The sequence below is a fragment of the Roseospira visakhapatnamensis genome (assembly GCF_014197915.1).
Lineage (GTDB): Bacteria > Pseudomonadota > Alphaproteobacteria > Rhodospirillales > Rhodospirillaceae > Rhodospira > Rhodospira visakhapatnamensis.
This window is the reverse complement of the sequence record NZ_JACIGK010000006.1, coordinates 138,232-156,034: the sequence shown is the minus strand read 5'-3', so window position 1 is coordinate 156,034 and position 17,803 is coordinate 138,232. Positions and strand designations below refer to the sequence as shown.

The window sequence follows — 17,803 nt, the reverse complement described above, 5'->3', positions numbered from 1 at the left end:
GGAGGACCGGGCGACGTGCCCGATCCCGGCTCCGATACGGCGTCAGCCCTTGGTCCAGGGCCGGTCCTTGTGAAGGATACGCTCGACGAAGTTGCTGCTGCGCAGCCGGTAGGCATCGGGCATGCCGCGTCCCAGCAGCGGCCGCAGGTACAGCCGGAAGGCGTCGGTGATGTCGTTGTTGGTATCGGCGATGAAGTCGTCGGGCATCACCCGGGTCTTGCCGGCGACCGCGTTCAGGTCGGACAGCTGATAGTCCACCGAGTAGAAGCCGGTGCGGTGGATGGTCACCGATCCGGTCTTGGCGCCCCACATGGCGTACTGCACGGCCTTCTCGCCGACCTCGCGGGCCTCGCGCTGATCCACGTCGGAGACGCAGCCGACAAAAGAGCGCTGGAGGTAGCCCAGGGTGTCGCCGCGCACACGCTTGATGCCGGTCTTGTCCTTGATCACCTGCACCAGCAGATCGGCCAGCGCGCCGGTGCCCGAGAGCTGAACGTTGCCGTGTTCGTCATGCTCCACCTGCTTGGCCAGGCTGGTGATGATGGGGTTGCCGCTGCCGTCGTGGATGCCCTCGCTGACCGCCACCACGCAGCGGCCCTGCCGGTCGTAGACCTCCTTGACCTCGCGGCAGAAGCGATCCACGTCGAAGTCCCGCTCCGGCAGGTAGATCAGGTTCGGGCCGTCGTCGGTGAACTTCTTGCCGAGCGCCGAGGCGGCGGTCAGGAAGCCGGAGTGGCGCCCCATGACGACGCCGACATACACGCCGGGCAAGGCCCAGTTGTCCAGGTTGACCCCCATGAACGCCTGCGCGACGAAGCGCGCGGCGGAGGGGAATCCCGGCGTGTGATCGTTGACCACCAGGTCGTTGTCGATGGTCTTTGGGATATGGATGCAGGCTAGGTCGTAATCGGCCTTGATGGCCTCCTCGGCGACGATCCGCACGGTGTCGGATGAGTCGTTGCCGCCCACGTAGAAGAAGTATCCGACCCCATGGGCTTTCAGAACCCGGAAGATCTCCTGGCAATAGGCCAGATCGGGCTTGTCGCGGGTGGAGCCCAGGGCCGACGACGGCGTTTCGCCCACCATTTCCAGGTTATGCGTGGTCTCCTGGGTCAGGTCCAGGAAGTCCTCGTTGACGATGCCGCGGACCCCATGGAACGCCCCGTAGACGCGTTCAACGCCGCGGAACTTTCGCGACTCAAGGATCGCTCCAACCAGGGACTGGTTGATGACCGCGGTGGGCCCCCCCCCTTGCGCTACCATCACCTTGGACTGGGTCATGGCCTACCTCCTCTCCTTATGATCCTCTTGATGGGCCGGCATCGCTCGGGATAGGGCGGCATCCGGCCGGTCGACCCCATCCTGCTCCGCCGCCGCCCAATGCGCAACCGATCCGCCCACTCGTTCGACCCAACAGCACCTCGCCTCGCCCCTGGGTTGACCACGGGAACCGGACCCGAGGACTGTGGAACGCGGGACGATGCCGCTCTGGGTCCCATCGGTGGCAGCCGGACGCGCGCCAGACCGGCACGGGAGGCGCGCTTGACAGGGTATGGCGCACTCACTATGGTGCCCGCGCTTTCCACCCGGCCGCGTGTTCCTTCGGCGCGACGGCCCGGCGGGGGTGTGCGAACGAGGCTTTTTTTGGCGGTCCGAGGCCATGTCCGACCGTGACCGACGCCCCGACGTGTCCGACCTGACGGCCCGCATCACGGCCGCCAAGGCGCGGCATGGCGTGCCCGACCAACCCGACGCAACCGACGCGGCGGGGTCCGGGCCGTCGGGGATCGGCCTGGGGATGCGGATCAGTGTCGAGATGGTGGTCACGGTGGCCGTCGGCGCTGGTCTGGGATACGCGCTCGACGTCTGGTTCGGAACGGCACCCCTGATGATGGTGGTGCTTTTGTTCCTCGGGGCGGCCGCTGGCGTCAGCAACGTCTATCGGGTCGTCAAGGGCCTTGATGACGGCGTGGGCCTGGGTCGTGCCATCGACGAGAAGCGGCGCCGCGACGCCGGGTCCGACGGGCCGGAGGCGGAGCGGCACACCGAATGAGACACCGGGACCTCGGTCTCGGGCGCGGGCCGCTCCCACCCGGGGCCGGGCCGCTGGAAAACCACAGACGGGTACAGACGGGTAGGGAAACGAAGCCGTGGCGAGTCCGGTCCAGCAGTTCGAGATCGAGCCGATCGTGCCCATCAACGTGGGAATCGTCGATCTTTCGTTCACCAACTCCGCCTTGGCCATGGCGTTCGCCGTCGCCGTTTCCTCGGCTATCTTCTACGTCGGCACGCGGCGCCTCGCCCTGGTCCCGGGCCGGCTGCAATCGGTGGCGGAGCTGTTCTACGAGTTCGTGGCCAACATGGTGAAGGATAACGTGGGACGAGAGGGGATGCAGTATTTCCCCTTCATCTTCACGTTGTTCCTGTTTGTCTTCTTCGGCAACATGTTGGGCATGGTGCCCGGCAACTTCACGTACACCTCGCACATCCTCGTGACCGGTGCCCTTGCCCTGTTCATCTTTGGCGCCGTCACGGTCATCGGGTTCTCGCGTCACGGCCTCGGCTACCTGCGGATGTTCTTTCCGAAGGGCGCGCCGATCCTTACCGCGCCGATCCTGATCCCCATCGAGGTGATCTCCTACCTGTCGCGTCCCTTCAGCCTGTCGGTCCGACTGTTCGCCAACATGACGGTCGGCCACATCATGCTGAAGGTGCTGGCCGGGTTCGTGGTGGCCCTCGGTCTGGTCGCCGGCGTCGTGCCGCTGGCGGCGGTGATCGGCATCACGGTGCTGGAGTTCTTCATCGCCGCCCTGCAGGCCTATGTGTTCACGATCCTGACCTGCATCTACCTGAACGACGCCATTCACATGCACTAGAATGGGGGATGTGGTCGCGGCGGCACCCGGAGCCGCCGGGCCGACTCGTCCCACTCCTGGGTTCGCCGATCGCCACCGTGGCGGGGCCGGCGACCACCGAACACCACTGTATCGTCCTCAACCAAGGGAAATGGGTACCATGGAAGCTGAAGCCGCGAAGATGATTGGTGCCGGTCTGGCCGCCATTGGCATGATTGGGTCCGGTATTGGCGTGGGCAACATCTGGTCCAATCTGATCGCCACCGTCGGCCGCAACCCGGCCGCCAAGGCAAACGTGGAGCTGTATGGCTGGATCGGCTTCGCCGTGACCGAGGCCATCGCCCTGTTCGCCCTGGTGGTCGCGCTGATCGTCCTGTTCAGCTAAGGCGCCGATGGCCCTCGGACCGTGTCGCCCGACGTCGGTTGGGGGGCCAAAAGCTCCGGGGCCGTCACCCAAGCCCCCGTCGGCGAGGCGACACCGCCGTCCGATCTCTCCAGCCGGAGTTCGGATGGGTCAGGGGGCGTCGTGGCAGACGGGGCCGGGCCGTCACGGCGCGGGACTCGGTCCGAAACCGACCGCGCGTGACGCCGTTCCTTGGCGTGGACCTGACTGAGGGCACCGGTGGAGCCCGACAGCGGGCGCCGATGGGCTGGGGTTTTTCCCGGCCATCGGCGCCAGGAACGTCAGGGTCATGACGCGACCCGAAAGACACCGGCCCGACGGGTCGGATACGCGAGACCAAAGCCGGCCAGGCCGGTCGCGCCCATGGAGGCATGGGGCGACACCGGCGCCGAGATCGGGAGCCGTTCAGGATGCCGCAGTTTGACCCGACGAGCTTCACGTCCCAGCTTTTCTGGCTGATCGTGTTTTTCGTCCTGCTCTATCGCTACCTGACGCGGATGGTGATTCCGCGCCTGGGCGAGGTGATCGAGGACCGGGAACGGACCGTCCGGGAGGACATCCGTCGCGCCGACGAGTTCAAGGCGCGGACCAACGCGGCCATCGAAGCCTACGAAAAGGCGCTGGCCGAGGCGCGCGGTCAGGCTCAGGCCATCCTGAAGGAAACCCAGGAAACCGTGGCGCAGGCCACCGAGGCCCGGCGGCGCGAGGTGAGCGAGGCGCTGTCGCGGCGCATCGAGGAGGGCGAGGCGCGGATCGCCGCCGCCCGGTCGCAGGCTCTTGAAGGCGCGCGCGAGGCCGCGTGCGACGTCGTGGTCGCGCTCTCAGACAAGCTGATGGGCGACGCCGTCGGGTCCACAAAGGCCCAGGCGTCGGTGGATGCCGTGATGCGGGAGGCCCGCTGACATGTTCGAAGCCCTTGCCGCCGAGACCGCCGCCGAGGCGTCTCATGCCGCCGATCACGCCGGAGACATGTGGGCCCAGCCGGAAACCTGGGTGGCCGTCTCGTTTCTGGTGGTCGTCGCCTTCGTGGTGCTGAAGACATGGCGTCGGGTCGTGGGGGCCCTTGACCAGCGCGCCCAGCGTATCCGCAAGGACCTGGACGACGCCCGTGCCTTGCGCGAGGAGGCCCAGGCCCTGCTGGCCGATTACGAGCAGAAGCAGAAGCAGGCGCTGAAGACCGCCGACGACATCATCAAGCACGCCCGCGTCGAGGCAGAGCGCCAGCGCAAGGAGGCCGAGGTGAACCTCGAAGCCACCATCAAGCGGCGGGAGGCCCAGGCCGACGAACGCATCGCCCAGGCCGAGGCCCAGGCCATGCGCGAGGTGCGGGGCGAGGTCGTGGACATCGCCGTCGCCGCCGCCCGGCAAGTGATCGGCGAGGCCATGGATGACCGACGCCAGACCGCCATGGTGGATGCCGCCATCAGCGATCTTCCCAACCGCCTGCACTGAGGCGCCGGTCCCGCGCGGCGGCCTCCGGCCGTCCTGACGCAAGCGCGCGTGTCGGACGGAGCGGCGACGCCCCGGGACCGTCGATCGAGAGCCCCCGGCGTGTCGCTCGCTGGTCGCGGGTGTGGTGTCGGCGTCGGTCCCCTGGTCTCTGTGGAAGGCATCGTTCGGGGGACACGGCAACGGGGTCAGGGGAACACCGACCACGGGTCCGTGTCTCAAGGGATATCCCTCGCGCCACTCAGGTCCTCAGGATGAGGGTTGCCTGTTTTGAGGTCGCGTCGTCCCGAAGGTGCGAAGCACCAGACGGATCTTCATCTCCAGGGACCTCGCCGACGGCTGACCTGAGCCCGGTGTCGTGGCGGGGCGTCGGGATTGTCACGGCTCCGGCGAGCCACTAAGCTCAGCCGCGCGCCCGCGTGAAGACGTGCGCCGCGCCCACTCCGCTCCACCGCTCTGATCTTGAGCGCGCATGGTCCGAAACGGCGACCCCCGCCCTTCGGATCCCCCTTCAGGAGGACACCCCTCGCGTGGCCTTCCCCAACCGGACCCCGCCCATGAACGCTGCCGCCCTGGCCGACCTGTTGCAGGCCGATCTTCACGGAACCGGCGCGGCACCGGCGGGCCGGCCCCGCCATCCGGCGGAGGCAACGGCCCCCGACGATGTCGCCGTGGCCATGGACCCGGCGCTCGTGCCGCTGCTGGCGACCTGCGCGGCGCGGGTGGCGGTGGTGCACCGGGACGCGGTGGACGCCGTGCCCCACGGAGCCGTCGACGCGGTCCTCGCCGTCGGCCGGCCGCGTGTGGCCATGGCCCAGGTGACAGGCGCCTTCGCCGCGACGCCGGGCGTACCGCCGGGTGTCCATCCCAGCGCCGTGATCGAGGATGACGTCACCCTGGGCGAGGACGTGGCCATCGGTCCCTTCGTTCACGTGGCGGCCGGCGCCCGGATCGGCGATCACACCGTCCTGTGTTCCCATGTCAGCGTCGGCGCACGGGCCAGCATCGGCCCGCACAGCCTGATCCATGCCGGCGCGCGCATCGGCGGCGGCTGTACCCTCGGGGCCCGCGTCATCATCCACCACAACGCCAGCATCGGCGCCGACGGCTTCAGCTTCGTCACCCCCGAGAAGGGCAGCGTGGAAACCGCCAAGGAGACCGGCCGGGTCCAGGCCACCAACGTCGGCCTGATGCGCGTGCACTCCCTTGGCGCGGTGACCCTGGGCGATCACGTCGAGGTCGGCGCCTGCGCCTGCATCGATCGAGGCACGCTGACCGACACGCGCGTCGGCGACCATACGAAGATCGACGATCTGGTCCTGATCGGCCATAACGTCCGGGTCGGGTCCCACTGCATGCTGTGTGGCCAGGTGGGCATCGCTGGCAGCGCCGTCGTCGGCGACCGGGTGGTGCTGGCCGGACAGGTGGGGGTCGCCGACCATGTCTCCATCGGGGACGACGCGGTCGTCGCCGCCGGCGGCGGAGTCGGGACCGACCTCCAGGGCCGCGCCGTCTATGCCGGCACGCCGGCGATTGAGCGCGAACAGGCGTTCGAGACCTGGATGATGACGCGGCGCCTCAAGGCCCTGTTTCGCGACGTGCGAACCCTCAAGGCGGCGGTCAAGACCCTCGACCCCCGCGAGTCTGGATCTGCGTGACCTGCCCCGGCGGGGCCGGGGTCAAACAACGGCGGAAGACCATGAGCACTCTGGAAGACAAACTGTTCGATATTGTCGTCGAGAAAACAGGTTTGGAGCGGGAACGCCTGAGCCGTGACGCCAACATCAAGGATCTTGAAATCTCCTCTCTCGATTTTGTCGAAATCGTCTTCGCGGTTGAGGAAGAGTTCGACATCGAGATCCCCTACAACGCGAACACCATGGACAGTGATTTCGAAACCCTGGGCGACATCATCGACGCCGTGCGGACCGAGATCACCAAACAGCAGGGCTGAGTCGCGCGCCCGCGCGACGCCGGACCGGCCGGGAGACACCCTGGGGGTCCGGATGGATTTGTGTGCGCTTGAGGACAACAGATCATGAGACGGGTCGCCATCACCGGCATGGGCGTCATCTCGGCCATCGGGCATGACGCGGACGCCTTCACGCGGGCCCTGGACGAGGGGCGCGGCGGGCTGGCGCCGGTGGAAGGTCTGGACGACGTCCCGCGCGGTATTCCGGTGGTCGGCCAGGTGCGCGGATTCGATGCGGCCGCGCGGCTCGGGCGCGACCGGCTGCCCATGCTCGACCCCTTTTCCCAGTTCGGCCTCGCGGCCGCCAACGAAGCCGTGGCCATGGCCGGCCTGGACATCCGCGCCGATCCGGCCCTGAGCCAGCGCACGGCCTGCATCATCGGCACCGGCGGCGCCGGCATCTGCACCTTGCAGGACGGGTTCGTGCGCCTGTTCCGGGATGGCCGGCACCGTGTCAATCCCTTCTCCGTGCCCCGCGCCATGGGCAACGCGGCGTGCAGCCACGTGACCATGGTGCACGGCATCACGGGACCGTCGTTCGCGGTCACCAGCGCCTGCGCCACCGCCAACCACGCCATCGGCCTTGGCTTTCACATGGTGCGCGGCGGCACCGTGGACGCCGCGGTGGTGGGCGGGACCGATGCGCTGGTCAACTTCGGCAACCTGAAGGCCTGGGAAGCGCTGCGGGTGGTGGCCCGCGACACCTGCCGGCCCTTCGACAAGAACCGCACCGGCATGGTGGTCGGCGAGGGCGCGGGCGTGTTCGTGCTCGAACCCTGGGAAGTCGCCCAGGCCCGGGGCGCCACCATCCTGGCGGAGATGATCGGCTTCGGCATGAGCGCCGACGCCGGCGACATCGTCAATCCATCGGTGGAGGGCGCGGCGCGCGCCGTGCGCGCCTGTCTGGACGACGCCGGGCTGGGACTCGACGACGTGGATCACATCAACGCGCACGGCACGGCCACCACCGCCAACGACGTCGCCGAGGCACGCGTGATCCGGAGCGTGTTCGGCGACCGGGCCGGCGCCATTCCCGTCACCTCCACCAAGTCCTACACCGGCCATGCCCTGGGCGCGGCTGGGGGCCTGGAACTGGTGGCGGCGATCCATGCCGTGCGCAGCGGGACCATCGCCCCGACCCTGAATGTCACCGAGCTGGATCCCGACTGCCCATTGGACGTGGTCGTCGACGAAAGGCGCGTCGCCGATGTTCGCACGGTTGTGTCCAACAGCTTCGCCTTCGGGGGGCTCAACGCCGTGCTGGCCATCCGGCGAGCCGAGTAACGGCGTATCGAGAGACGGTTGTCCGGCGAGCGCCCCTCCCCCAGGGTCGGTCGCGGATCAGACGGCGATCGCGGCACCGCATCGCCGTCTTTTTTTTGTGCCCAGCCCCAGGGTCCCTTGGGAGAGCCCCCAGATGATCCAGACCCCGCCGCCGCTCTCGGCTCAGGGTACCGTGCATCCCGACCACGGCCATCGTTATGCGTACATACCGCCGATTAAGATAGACCAGGGCACGATACAAGTACGAATTTCTTGATCTCATGTCGGACATGGTGTAGGGTTTCCGACATTGATCGGGGACTCGTCCATCTCAAGGGACGGTCAAGACCGACACCCCGGCCCCCGGGGCAAGGCTCACAAGGCAGGCGCGCTCATGTCCCGCCCGGCTCCGTCCCAGGACAACAGTCCCCCTCCGTTGCCCGCCGGCCCCCACGGCACCACCCGGGACCTGGGCAACCGCGTGGCCGAGAGTCTGGCCCGCGCCCTGTTCTCCGGCCAGTACCCGGCCGGCTCCCTGCTTCCCAAGGAACTTGAGCTGGCGGAACGCTTCTGCGTCAGCCGCGCCAGCGTGCGCGCCGGCCTGCAAAGCCTGACCGCGCTCGGCATCATCAGCCGCCATGCCGGCCAGGGTACGATGGTGCGCGAGTACGGCGACTGGAACATCCTGGATCCGCTGGTGACCCGCTGGATGGCGGACTACGCCGCGCCCAATCCGGAAATCCTGCGCCAGATCTTCGAGTTCCGCCGCACCACCGAACCGTTCATCTCCGCCCTGGCCGCCGAACGGGCGACGGCCCGCGACCTGATGGCCATCGAGGACGAGTTCCTGGGGATGGAGCGGACGCTGGAGGACACCGCGTTGGGGGCGACGCTGCCGCGCGCCTTCAGCGAGCACGACGTGGCCTTTCACGCCGCCATCTACCGTGCCACCCACAATCTTGTCTGGGCACAGCTCGCGCACATCCTGCGACCGACCATCCTGATCGTCATCCGCAAGACCAATGACACGGCGGACGAGCTGCGCGACAGCCTGGGCCGTCATCGCCGCCTTATGGAGTCCATCCGCCTGCGGCAGCCGGAAGCCGCCTTCCGCGCCGCCGTCCGCGTCATGACCCGCACCGGCCTGGATCTGGGCCTGGAGGACCCCGACGCCATCGCGGATCCCGACTTGCTCGCCCATGCCTGGATGAGCACGCCCCCCGGCACCGTCCGGCCCGGAGGGTAAACCGACCGCCTCCGGTCCCGCTCTCGGGACCTGGATGCGGATCCCCGTTTCCCTGCAACCCCTCGTGGGAGAATGTCATGAACATTCGACTCTTGCCCCCCATGCCCTCCGGCTCCGGCGTGCTGTTCGGCGGCACGGTGATTGGTGGCGCCATCGTCGGCGCGCTGCTGCTGGCGATCCCGGCCCAGGCGGCCGAGTATGAATGGACCTTCCAGACCTCCGAGGCCGCCGGCGAGCCGCAGTTCAAGATCAAGCAGGCCTGGGCCGAGAACGTCGCCACCATGTCCGGTGGCCGCATTCACATCGAAATCCTGCCCACCGGCGCGGTGGTCCCCCATAACCAGACGCTGGACGCGGTCGGCTCCGGCATCCTTCAGGGCCACCTGACGGATCCCAGCTACTTCTCCGGCTTGAATCCGGCGTTCTCCATGCTCGGCAACCTGGTGGGCGCCTGGGGCGACCCGCTGGAGTTCCTGGAGTACATGCAGCAGGGCGGCGGCGAGGCGCTATATAACGAGCTGGTCGAGCCCTACAACGTGCACCTGATCGGCGCCGCCGCCACCGGCCTGGAGGCGTTTGTCTCCAAGAAGCCGATCCGCTCGGTCGCCGACCTGGAGGGCCTGAAGCTGCGCGCCCCCGAGGGCATGGTCTATGACATCTTCTCCAAGGCCGGCGCGGCCCCGGTGAACCTGCCCGGCTCCGAGGTCTACACCGGCCTGGAAAAGGGCGTCATCGACGCCGCCGACTACACCGTGTTCTCCACCAACCACGACCAGGGCCTGCACAGCTTCGCGCGGTATCCCAGCTATCCGGGCTTCCACTCGCTGCCCATGGTGGCGGTGTCCCTGAACAAGGACATCTGGGACGACCTGCCCGACGACCTGAAGGCCATCCTGGAGACGGCCACGGATTCCCTGGCCTATGAACTGGTCTTCAAGCTCAAGGCGCGCGACCTCGAGGCCGTGACCGAGGCCCGCGCCGATCCGAACATCGAGATCATCGACCTGCCGCCCGAGGAGCGGAAGAAGTTCCGCGCCATCGCCCAGCAGGAATGGGCCAACTGGGCCACCCGGAACGAGCTGACGCAGAAGGTCTACGACTCCGTCGTCGTGTTCCTGCAGGCCCGCAACCTGCTGTGAGGATCGGCGGGGCGTCCGGGCGCGACCACCGCGCCGCCCGGACGCCCCGCGGTCTTTTTCAATCGGCCCCGTCATCCCCATTGTCCCCGGTCCCGTCTCCCACGTTCGGGCACCTCCGGTTTCCGGTCGTCCATCGCGGGGCACCTTCGCCGCAGGGGGATCTATCACCATGTCCCGTTCTTCCCCGCCCCCCCGATCCCCGGAGCCCGCCCCGGACAGCGCCTCGCCGCCCGAGGATCCGCACAAGGCCGCCGAGGGCACCATCCGTACCAGCCTGGACCGGGTGATCGCCCGCGCCGCCGACGGCATTGCCTGGCTGGTGTTCATCGCCATGGCCATCAGCGTGTTCGAGGTGATCATGCGCTATGTGTTCAACGCCCCCACCTCCTGGGCGCATGAGAGCACGGTGATGCTGATCGCCGCCCTGTTCGCCCTGGGCGGACCGGTGGCCCTGGCCCGCGACAAGCACATTCGCGTGCGGGTGATCTACGATTCCGTCTCCCCCCGGGTGCGGCACTGGCTGGACCTGTTCAACAACACCATCGTTGTCCTGTTTTGCGGCGGCATGAGCTACGCCGCCTGGCAGTTGTTCTACCGGGCCTCGCACAGCCCCACCGGCGTCTGGCAGCTGGAGCGCTCGGGCACCTCGTGGAACCCGCCGTTCCCGGCCATGACCAAGGGCCTGATCCTGTTCGCCGTCGCCCTGATGACGGTGCAGGCGGTCCTGCACCTGATCCAGACGCTTCGCGCGCGTCCGGCGCGCCCCGACGGGGAGGACCGGTGATATGGACGGCTTCGACCTGAGCGTCATGGGCATCGAGGTTGGCACCTATGTGCTCGTCGGCAGCATCTTCCTGCTGCTCCTCACCGGCCTGCCGCTGGCCTTCACCACCGGACTGGTGGCACTGGTGTTCACGCTGGGCTGGTTCGGCCCCAACGCCCTGCCGCTGGTCACCAGCCGGGTGTTCGGCTTCATCACCGAGTACTCCCTGGTCGCCGTGCCGATGTTCGTGTTCATGGCCTCGCTGTTGGACCGCTCCGGCATCGCCAAGGACCTGTTCAACGGCATGCGCGTGCTGGCCGGGCGCGTCCCCGGCGGCGTCGCCGTGCAGACCCTGGTGGTGGCCTTCTTCCTGGCGGCCATGTCGGGCATCATCGGCGGCGAGATCGTGCTGTTGGGCATGCTGGCCCTGCCGCAGATGCTGCGCCTGGGCTACAACCGGCATCTGTCCATCGGCGTCGTCTGCGCCGGCGGTTCGCTGGGCACCATGATGCCGCCGTCGATCGTGCTCATCATCTACGGGCTGATCGCCAGCGTCTCCATCGCCGACCTGTTCACGGCGGCGATCACGCCCGCCGTCATCCTGATGCTGTGCTACATGGCCTACGTGCTGACGCGCTGCCTGCTGAACCCGAGGCTGGGACCTCCGGTGCCGGAGGCCGAGGCCAACATGCCGTGGCGCGACAAGCTGCGCGAGATGCGCCATATCCTCCTGCCGGCGACCATCGCCTTCATGGTGCTGGGCTCCATCTACGGCGGCGTGGCCTCGGTCACCGAGGCGGCGGCCATGGGCGTGTTCGGCGTCTTGATCGGCATCATGATCCGGCGCGAGTTCTCGCTCACGCTCATGCAGCAGGCCGTCACGCAGACCATCAACACCTGCGGCATGATCATCTGGATCGGCGTCGGCGCCGCCACCCTGGTGGGGGTCTACAACCTGATGGGCGGCAACCGCTTCGTCTCGTCGACCATCCTCGGGCTGGACCTGGCGCCCATCCTGATCCTGCTGGTGATGATGCTGGTGCTGATCGTGCTGGGCCTGTTCCTGGACTGGATCGGCATCGCCATGCTGTGCCTGCCCATCTTTGTGCCCATCGTCCAGCAACTGGGGTACGACCCGATCTGGTTCGGCATCCTGTTCGCGGTGAACATGCAGGTCTCGTTCCTGTCGCCGCCGTTCGGACCGGCCGCCTTCTACCTGAAGGGCGTGGCGCCCCCCGACATCACCCTCGTGGACATCTACCGCTCGGTGATCCCGTTCATGGTCATCCAGATCGCGGTGCTGGCGTTGCTGCTGTTCCAGCCCAACGTGGCCATGTGGCTGGTGAACTGAGACGGGTCGCCGCCGGGGCGTGGTTCCCCACGTCCCGGCGCGGGTCCCGCGGGCGTAGAGACATCACAGTCGGGCGGACCGGGCGGCGTCGAGACCGCGCGGTCCGCCCTGGAATAGGATTGACGATGCGTATCACCGCACTGAAGACGTTTCGGGTGCCGCCGCGCTGGCTGTTCCTGAAGGTGGAAACCGATGCCGGCCTGTCGGGCTGGGGCGAGCCGGTCATCGAGGGCCGCGCCGCCACCGTCGAGGCCGCCGTGCACGACCTGTCCGACGCCGTGGTCGGCCGGGATCCGCGCCGCATCGAGGACCTGTGGCAGACGCTCTACCGGGGCGGGTTCTATCGCGGCGGACCGATCCTGATGAGCGCCATCGCCGGCATCGATCAGGCGCTGTGGGACATCACCGGCAAGGCCCTCGGGGTCCCCGTGCATGCGCTGATGGGCGGGCGCGTGCGTGACCGGGTGCGCATGTACGCCTGGATCGGCGGCGACCGCCCGGCCGACGTGGGCAGGCAGGCCCGGGAGATCGTCGCGAAGGGCTTCACCGCCTTCAAGATGAACGGCACCGCCGAACTGGCCATCGTCGACAGCCACCGCAAGATCGACGAGGCGGTGGCCCGGGTGGCCGAGGCCCGCGAGGCGGTGGGACCGGACATCGGCATCGCCATCGACTTCCACGGCCGCGTCCACCGACCCATGGCCAAGGTGCTGCTGCGGGAGCTGGAGCCGTTCCACCCGCTGTTCGTCGAGGAACCGGTGCTGCCCGAGTACCTGCCGGTGTTGCCGGCCATCACCCAGGGGCTGGGCTATCCCATCGCCACCGGCGAGCGGCTGTTCCACCGCACCCAGGTCAAGCCGGTGCTGGACGGCGGCGCGGTGGACATCATCCAGCCGGACCTGTCGCACTGCGGCGGCCTGACCGAGGGCCGCAAGATCGCCACCCTGGCCGAGACCTATGACGTGGCGCTGGCGCCGCACTGCCCGCTGGGGCCGCTGACGCTGGCGGCGTCCCTGCACCTGGACGCCGTGGCCCACAACGCCTTCATTCAGGAGTTCAGCCTGGGCATTCACTACAATGTGAATTCCGACATTCTCGACTATCTGGTGGATCCGGCGCCGCTGACGGTCGACGCCGACGGGTTCATGCCGGTGCCCGAGGGACCGGGCCTGGGTGTGGAGATCAACGAGGCCGTGGTGATCGAGCGCGCCCGCGAGGGCCACGCCTGGCGCAATCCGATCTGGCGCCATGAGGACGGGAGTATCGCGGAATGGTGATTGCCCCCATGATCGACGCCCAGGGGGCGGCCGCCGGCGGCGCGATCGCCCGCTTCGATGCCGCCTTCACCACCATGCCGCTGGTCGCGGTGCTGCGCGGCGTCACCCCCGACGAGGTGCTGCATATCGCCGGCGCCCTGATCGCCGCCGGCTTCACCATGTTGGAGGTCCCCCTCAACTCTCCGGAGCCGTTCGAGAGCATCGCCCTGCTGCAAGCCCACTGCCCTCCCGGGGTCGTGGTGGGCGCGGGCACCGTGTTGACCCCCGAGAACGTGGGTCGCCTGGCGGCGCTGGGCGCGGACCTGGTGGTGACGCCCAACACCGACACCACGGTCGTCGACGCCACGGTGCGCGCCGGCCTGGTACCGGTGATAGGCTGCATGACCCCCTCCGAGGCCCTCCAGGCCACGCGCCATGGCGCCCGGGCGCTGAAGGTCTTCCCGGCGGCGGCCCTCGGCCCGGCCTATCTGCGGGACATCCGCGCGGTGCTGCCACCGCACACACGGATTGTCCCCCTGGGCGGCATCGACCGGGATTCCATGGCCGCGTTCCGGGCCGCCGGGGCCGACGGCTTCGGCTTCGGATCGTCGCTGTACAAGCCCGGACGCACGGCGGCCGAGGTGGGCGCCCTGGCGCGCACCCTGGTCACGACGTGGCGGACCCTCACCACCGGCTGACCGGCAGGACCATGACCCGCGTCATCATCATCGACTGGGGGACCAGCAGCTTCCGCGCCTGGCTGGTGGCCCGCGACACCGGCGCGGTGCTGGATACCCTGCCGTCCGGCAAGGGATTGCGCGCCATGGCCGGGCAGTCGTTCCCGGCCTACGCACGCGATCGTCTGGCGCCCTGGCGGAACGAGGCCGAGGGCACGCCGCCGGTGCTGATGGCCGGGATGGTCGGCGCGCCCTCGGGCTGGCGCAAGGCGGCCCAGCCGCCCCTGCCCGTGGGGACCCGGGACCTCGCCGCCCAGGTGGTCCCGGCCGAAGGGCTGGCCAAGGCCTGGATCCTGCCGGGCGCCCACGTCCGGGGCGCCGACGGCCATGTGGACGTGATGCGCGGCGAGGAGGTGCAGGTCCTGGGCGCCCTGGCGCTGCTGGGCCGGAGCGACGGTCTGTTCTGCCTGCCCGGCACCCATTCCAAGTGGGCCCGGGCCGAGGGCGGGCGGCTCGTCGATTTCGCCACCTTCCTGACCGGCGAGATGCGCGCGGTGCTGCTGGGCCACTCGATCCTGGGCGAGCCGGCGACGGCCGACGCACCCTTCGATCCGGCCGCCTTCGACCAGGGCCTGGCGCAGGCCGCCACGCCCGGTGGGCCGCTGCATCATGTGTTCTCGTCGCGCGGACGGTTCCTCTATGGCGCGCTGGCGCCGGAGGGGGTGGCGAGTTTCCTGTCCGGAGTCCTCATCGGCGCCGAACTGGACGGCGCCCTCGCCCGCGCTCCCGATGCCCGGACGGCACCGATCGCCCTGGTGGGGGGCGCGTCCCTGCAAGCCCCCTACGAACGCGCCCTGACCGCGCGGGGCCTGCGGGTCGAGGTCATCCCCGCCGATCAGGCCACTCGCGCCGGGGTGCTGGCCGTGGCGACGGACTTGGGAGTGTAGCAACGCTTGGGAGGATAGGGACGCGGCGGTCACCGCACACCGCCCGCGTCCCCACCCGCCGCGTCTATCGCGCGGCCCCTGCCCTACTCGTCCATCGGCGCGGGGCGCGGCGTATCGACGCTGCTGGCCGGCAGCACGGGCACGATCACCTCGGGCGCCTCGCCGGTCAGGGTGTGCAGGAAGGCGACGATGTCGTCCACCTGGTCCTCGTTCAGGTCCTCGCCAAGCTGGGCCACGCCCATGACGGCCACCGCCTGCGTCAGATCCCAGACGCGGCCGGCATGGAAGTACGGCTTGGTCAGCGCCACGTTGCGCAGGGTGGGCGACCGGAAGACATATTCATCGGTGGCCGTGTCGGTGACGGCAAAGCGCCCTTTGTCCTCGGGCGGCAGGATGTCCGCGCCCGGACGTTCCACCACGCCGAACGGGTAGTACGCCTCGCCGCCGAGGTTGACGCCCGCGTGACAGGCCACGCAGCCGGTGTCGATGAACGTCCGCAGGCCGCGCTTCTCCTGTTCGGTCAGGGCGTCGGCGTTGCCCTCCAGGAACTGGTCGAAGGGCGCGGCGGGGGTGATGAGCGTGGCCTCGAACGCCTCGATCGCGCGTGCCACGTTGTCGAAGGTGACCGGATCGTCGTCGCCGGGGAAAGCGGCGGTGAAGTACTCGACGTAGGCCGGCATGGACGACAGCGTCTCCACCACCATGGCCGGCTGGTTGTTCATCTCCACGCCGGCCTGGATCGGCCCCTTGGCCTGCTCCTTCAGGTCCGCCGCGCGGCCATCCCAGAACTGGGCGATGTTGAACACGGCGTTGTAGACGGTCGGCGAGTTGCGCGGGCCGGCCTGCCAGCCATGGCCGATGGAGGTTTCCAGGTTGTCGTCACCGCCCATGGCCAGGTTGTGGCAGGTGTTGCACGACAGAAGATGGCTGGCCGACAGACGCGGATCGAAGAACAGCATACGGCCGAGGTCAATCTTCTCCCGGGTCACCGCGTTGCCCCTGACGTCGGGCACCTGATCGGGGATGGGCTCGAACAGGGCCTGGGCCTCTTCCATCAGCGCGGCGTCGTCCGGGGCCTCGGCCCAGGCGGCGACCGGCGACAGGACCGGCAGGGTGGCGACGGCGGCAATCGTCAGGACGTGTCTCATCGGGGGGTCCTCATCCAGAGTCGGGACAGCGACAGTCGCGATCCCCGCCGTTCCGCCCACGAGCCGGGGAGTCGGGGCGAGGCCGCGCATCCAGGGGCACCCGCAGGCGACCCGACTCTTTTTAGAACTGGACCATTTCCAATGCATTGATTTGCCGCAAATCGCACAGGGATATGGGCGCGCCTCTCCCTCTTTCGGGCCGAATCTCCGACTGGGCCACGGGGCTGAACACCCAAAACGGGAATTCCATCGCATGTTTCTTGACCATAACGGCGTTCCTGTCGCGCGATGCGCCCCTCCCCCCGCCTCGGAGTCGACCGACCGCTATGCTCGGTCGCGCCCAACCATGTCCTCGGCGAAGTCCAGCAACGCCTGTTCGCGGACGCGGATCCCTGGCAGGCCCATGAGCGCCGCGAAGCCCTCGAAATCCGTCATGCGGTCCAGCCAGCCGGCCGTGGAGCCGGTCTCGCGCAACTCTCCGAACAGCCGCCGCAGCGTCTGGGTGACCGCGTACAGCGCCGCCACCGGATGCGCCACCAGGGCGTAGCCGATCGCCTCCAGTTCGGCCGCCGACACCAACGGGGTCAGGCCCGTTTCCAGGCTGTTGGCCATGCAGGGGCCCTGGACCTCGGCACAGATGCGGCGCATCTGCGCCTCCGTGCGCGGCGCCTCCACGAACAGCAGATCGGCCCCAGCCTCGCGGTACAGATTGGCGCGGTCGATGGCCGCCTGCAGGCCCTCGACGGCCAGCGCGTCGGTGCGCGCCATGACCACGAAGTCCGGATCGTCGCGGGCGTCCAGCACCGCCTTCAGCTTGGGCAGCATCTCCGCCACCGGCACCACGGCCTTGCCGGCCATGTGGCCGCAGCGCTTGGGGAACACCTGGTCCTCGATAAAGGCGCCGGCCAGCCCGGCGCGCTCGTAGGCGCGCAACGCCCGCGCGGCGTTGGTGGCATTGCCGAAGCCCGTGTCCATGTCGCCGAACACCGGCAAATCCACGGCATCGCACAGGCGGGCGTAGTGGTCGGCGAACTCCACCATGGTCAGCTGCGAGATGTCCGGCTGCCCGAGCCGTGTGGCGGTGGCCGCATAGCCGCCACAGGTGATGGCCTGAAACCCCGCCTCGGCGGCGATCCGGGCGCTCAGGGAATCGAAGACCCCGGGCATGACCAGGATGGGGTCGGCCTCGATCAGGCGGCGGAAACGGGTGGTGCGGCGCATGGGACCTCCGGCGCGGGCAAAAAGGAGGCGCCACCCTACCCCCAAAAACCCGACGAGGAGGAGCCTTCCACGCCGCCCGCGACCCTCCCATGCAAAAGGATGGCCCCCCCGAC

At 68.8% G+C, this 17,803-nt stretch carries 18 protein-coding genes; 15 read left to right on the top strand and 3 right to left on the bottom strand.

Annotation, left to right across the window (positions count from 1 at the left end; genetic code table 11):
- Positions 1-42: 42 nt before the first annotated feature.
- Positions 43-1,281 (bottom strand): 6-phosphofructokinase, encoded by a 1,239-nt coding sequence (locus GGD89_RS05710; RefSeq protein WP_184043147.1) that lies wholly within the window; start codon positions 1,279-1,281, stop codon positions 43-45.
- A gap of 379 nt (positions 1,282-1,660) precedes the next feature.
- On the opposite strand from GGD89_RS05710, the gene GGD89_RS05705 reads away from it, so the two are divergent.
- The 15 genes from GGD89_RS05705 to GGD89_RS05635 all read left to right on the top strand — a co-directional run bounded on the left by GGD89_RS05705 (position 1,661) and on the right by GGD89_RS05635 (position 15,321).
- Positions 1,661-2,053 carry an AtpZ/AtpI family protein gene (locus tag GGD89_RS05705; RefSeq protein ID WP_184043146.1) on the top strand — a complete coding sequence of 131 codons (393 nt, stop codon included), beginning with the start codon at positions 1,661-1,663 and terminating at the stop codon, positions 2,051-2,053.
- A gap of 97 nt (positions 2,054-2,150) precedes the next feature.
- Positions 2,151-2,876: a F0F1 ATP synthase subunit A gene (locus GGD89_RS05700; protein ID WP_184043145.1), complete on the top strand. Its 726-nt coding sequence runs from the start codon at positions 2,151-2,153 to the stop codon at positions 2,874-2,876.
- Between the two features lie 139 nt (positions 2,877-3,015).
- The gene (locus GGD89_RS05695) at positions 3,016-3,240 is read left to right on the top strand and encodes a F0F1 ATP synthase subunit C (protein WP_184043144.1); all 225 of its coding nucleotides are present in this window, start codon (positions 3,016-3,018) and stop codon (positions 3,238-3,240) included.
- Positions 3,241-3,668: 428 nt separating this feature from the next.
- Positions 3,669-4,160 carry a F0F1 ATP synthase subunit B family protein gene (locus GGD89_RS05690; protein WP_184043143.1) on the top strand — a complete coding sequence of 164 codons (492 nt, stop codon included), beginning with the start codon at positions 3,669-3,671 and terminating at the stop codon, positions 4,158-4,160.
- A gap of 1 nt (position 4,161) precedes the next feature.
- Complete coding sequence (gene atpF, locus GGD89_RS05685; protein WP_184043142.1) at positions 4,162-4,710, top strand: F0F1 ATP synthase subunit B; 549 nt, start codon at positions 4,162-4,164, stop codon at positions 4,708-4,710.
- A 554-nt stretch (positions 4,711-5,264) separates the two neighbouring features.
- Positions 5,265-6,365 carry a UDP-3-O-(3-hydroxymyristoyl)glucosamine N-acyltransferase gene (gene lpxD / locus GGD89_RS05680; RefSeq protein WP_184043141.1) on the top strand — a complete coding sequence of 367 codons (1,101 nt, stop codon included), beginning with the start codon at positions 5,265-5,267 and terminating at the stop codon, positions 6,363-6,365.
- A gap of 41 nt (positions 6,366-6,406) precedes the next feature.
- Positions 6,407-6,661, top strand: coding sequence for an acyl carrier protein (locus GGD89_RS05675; RefSeq protein WP_184043140.1), 255 nt, complete (start codon positions 6,407-6,409; stop codon positions 6,659-6,661).
- Between the two features lie 84 nt (positions 6,662-6,745).
- Positions 6,746-7,963 (top strand): beta-ketoacyl-[acyl-carrier-protein] synthase family protein, encoded by a 1,218-nt coding sequence (locus tag GGD89_RS05670; RefSeq protein ID WP_184043139.1) that lies wholly within the window; start codon positions 6,746-6,748, stop codon positions 7,961-7,963.
- A gap of 373 nt (positions 7,964-8,336) precedes the next feature.
- Positions 8,337-9,188, top strand: a complete 852-nt coding sequence (locus GGD89_RS05665) for a FadR/GntR family transcriptional regulator (protein WP_184043138.1) — start codon at positions 8,337-8,339, stop codon at positions 9,186-9,188.
- Positions 9,189-9,265: 77 nt separating this feature from the next.
- Complete coding sequence (locus GGD89_RS05660; RefSeq protein WP_246422692.1) at positions 9,266-10,327, top strand: TRAP transporter substrate-binding protein; 1,062 nt, start codon at positions 9,266-9,268, stop codon at positions 10,325-10,327.
- 169 nt (positions 10,328-10,496) lie between these two features.
- Positions 10,497-11,111 (top strand): TRAP transporter small permease subunit, encoded by a 615-nt coding sequence (locus GGD89_RS05655; RefSeq protein WP_184043137.1) that lies wholly within the window; start codon positions 10,497-10,499, stop codon positions 11,109-11,111.
- A 1-nt stretch (position 11,112) separates the two neighbouring features.
- A complete protein-coding gene (locus GGD89_RS05650; protein ID WP_246422691.1) occupies positions 11,113-12,441 on the top strand; it encodes a TRAP transporter large permease in 1,329 nt (442 codons plus the stop codon).
- Between the two features lie 125 nt (positions 12,442-12,566).
- Positions 12,567-13,718 carry a galactonate dehydratase gene (gene dgoD / locus GGD89_RS05645; RefSeq protein WP_184043136.1) on the top strand — a complete coding sequence of 384 codons (1,152 nt, stop codon included), beginning with the start codon at positions 12,567-12,569 and terminating at the stop codon, positions 13,716-13,718.
- The gene (locus GGD89_RS05640; protein ID WP_246422686.1) at positions 13,712-14,395 is read left to right on the top strand and encodes a 2-dehydro-3-deoxy-6-phosphogalactonate aldolase; all 684 of its coding nucleotides are present in this window, start codon (positions 13,712-13,714) and stop codon (positions 14,393-14,395) included. The genes dgoD and GGD89_RS05640 overlap by 7 nt, the downstream gene beginning before the upstream one ends.
- Before the next feature lie 11 nt (positions 14,396-14,406).
- Positions 14,407-15,321 (top strand): 2-dehydro-3-deoxygalactonokinase, encoded by a 915-nt coding sequence (locus GGD89_RS05635; protein WP_184043135.1) that lies wholly within the window; start codon positions 14,407-14,409, stop codon positions 15,319-15,321.
- A gap of 83 nt (positions 15,322-15,404) precedes the next feature.
- Here the strand turns inward: GGD89_RS05635 and GGD89_RS05630 are convergent, their stop codons facing one another.
- Positions 15,405-16,469 (bottom strand): cytochrome-c peroxidase, encoded by a 1,065-nt coding sequence (locus tag GGD89_RS05630; protein ID WP_184043134.1) that lies wholly within the window; start codon positions 16,467-16,469, stop codon positions 15,405-15,407.
- A gap of 324 nt (positions 16,470-16,793) precedes the next feature.
- Positions 16,794-17,690 carry an isocitrate lyase/PEP mutase family protein gene (locus GGD89_RS05625; protein ID WP_184043133.1) on the bottom strand — a complete coding sequence of 299 codons (897 nt, stop codon included), beginning with the start codon at positions 17,688-17,690 and terminating at the stop codon, positions 16,794-16,796.
- Positions 17,691-17,803: the final 113 nt, after the last annotated feature.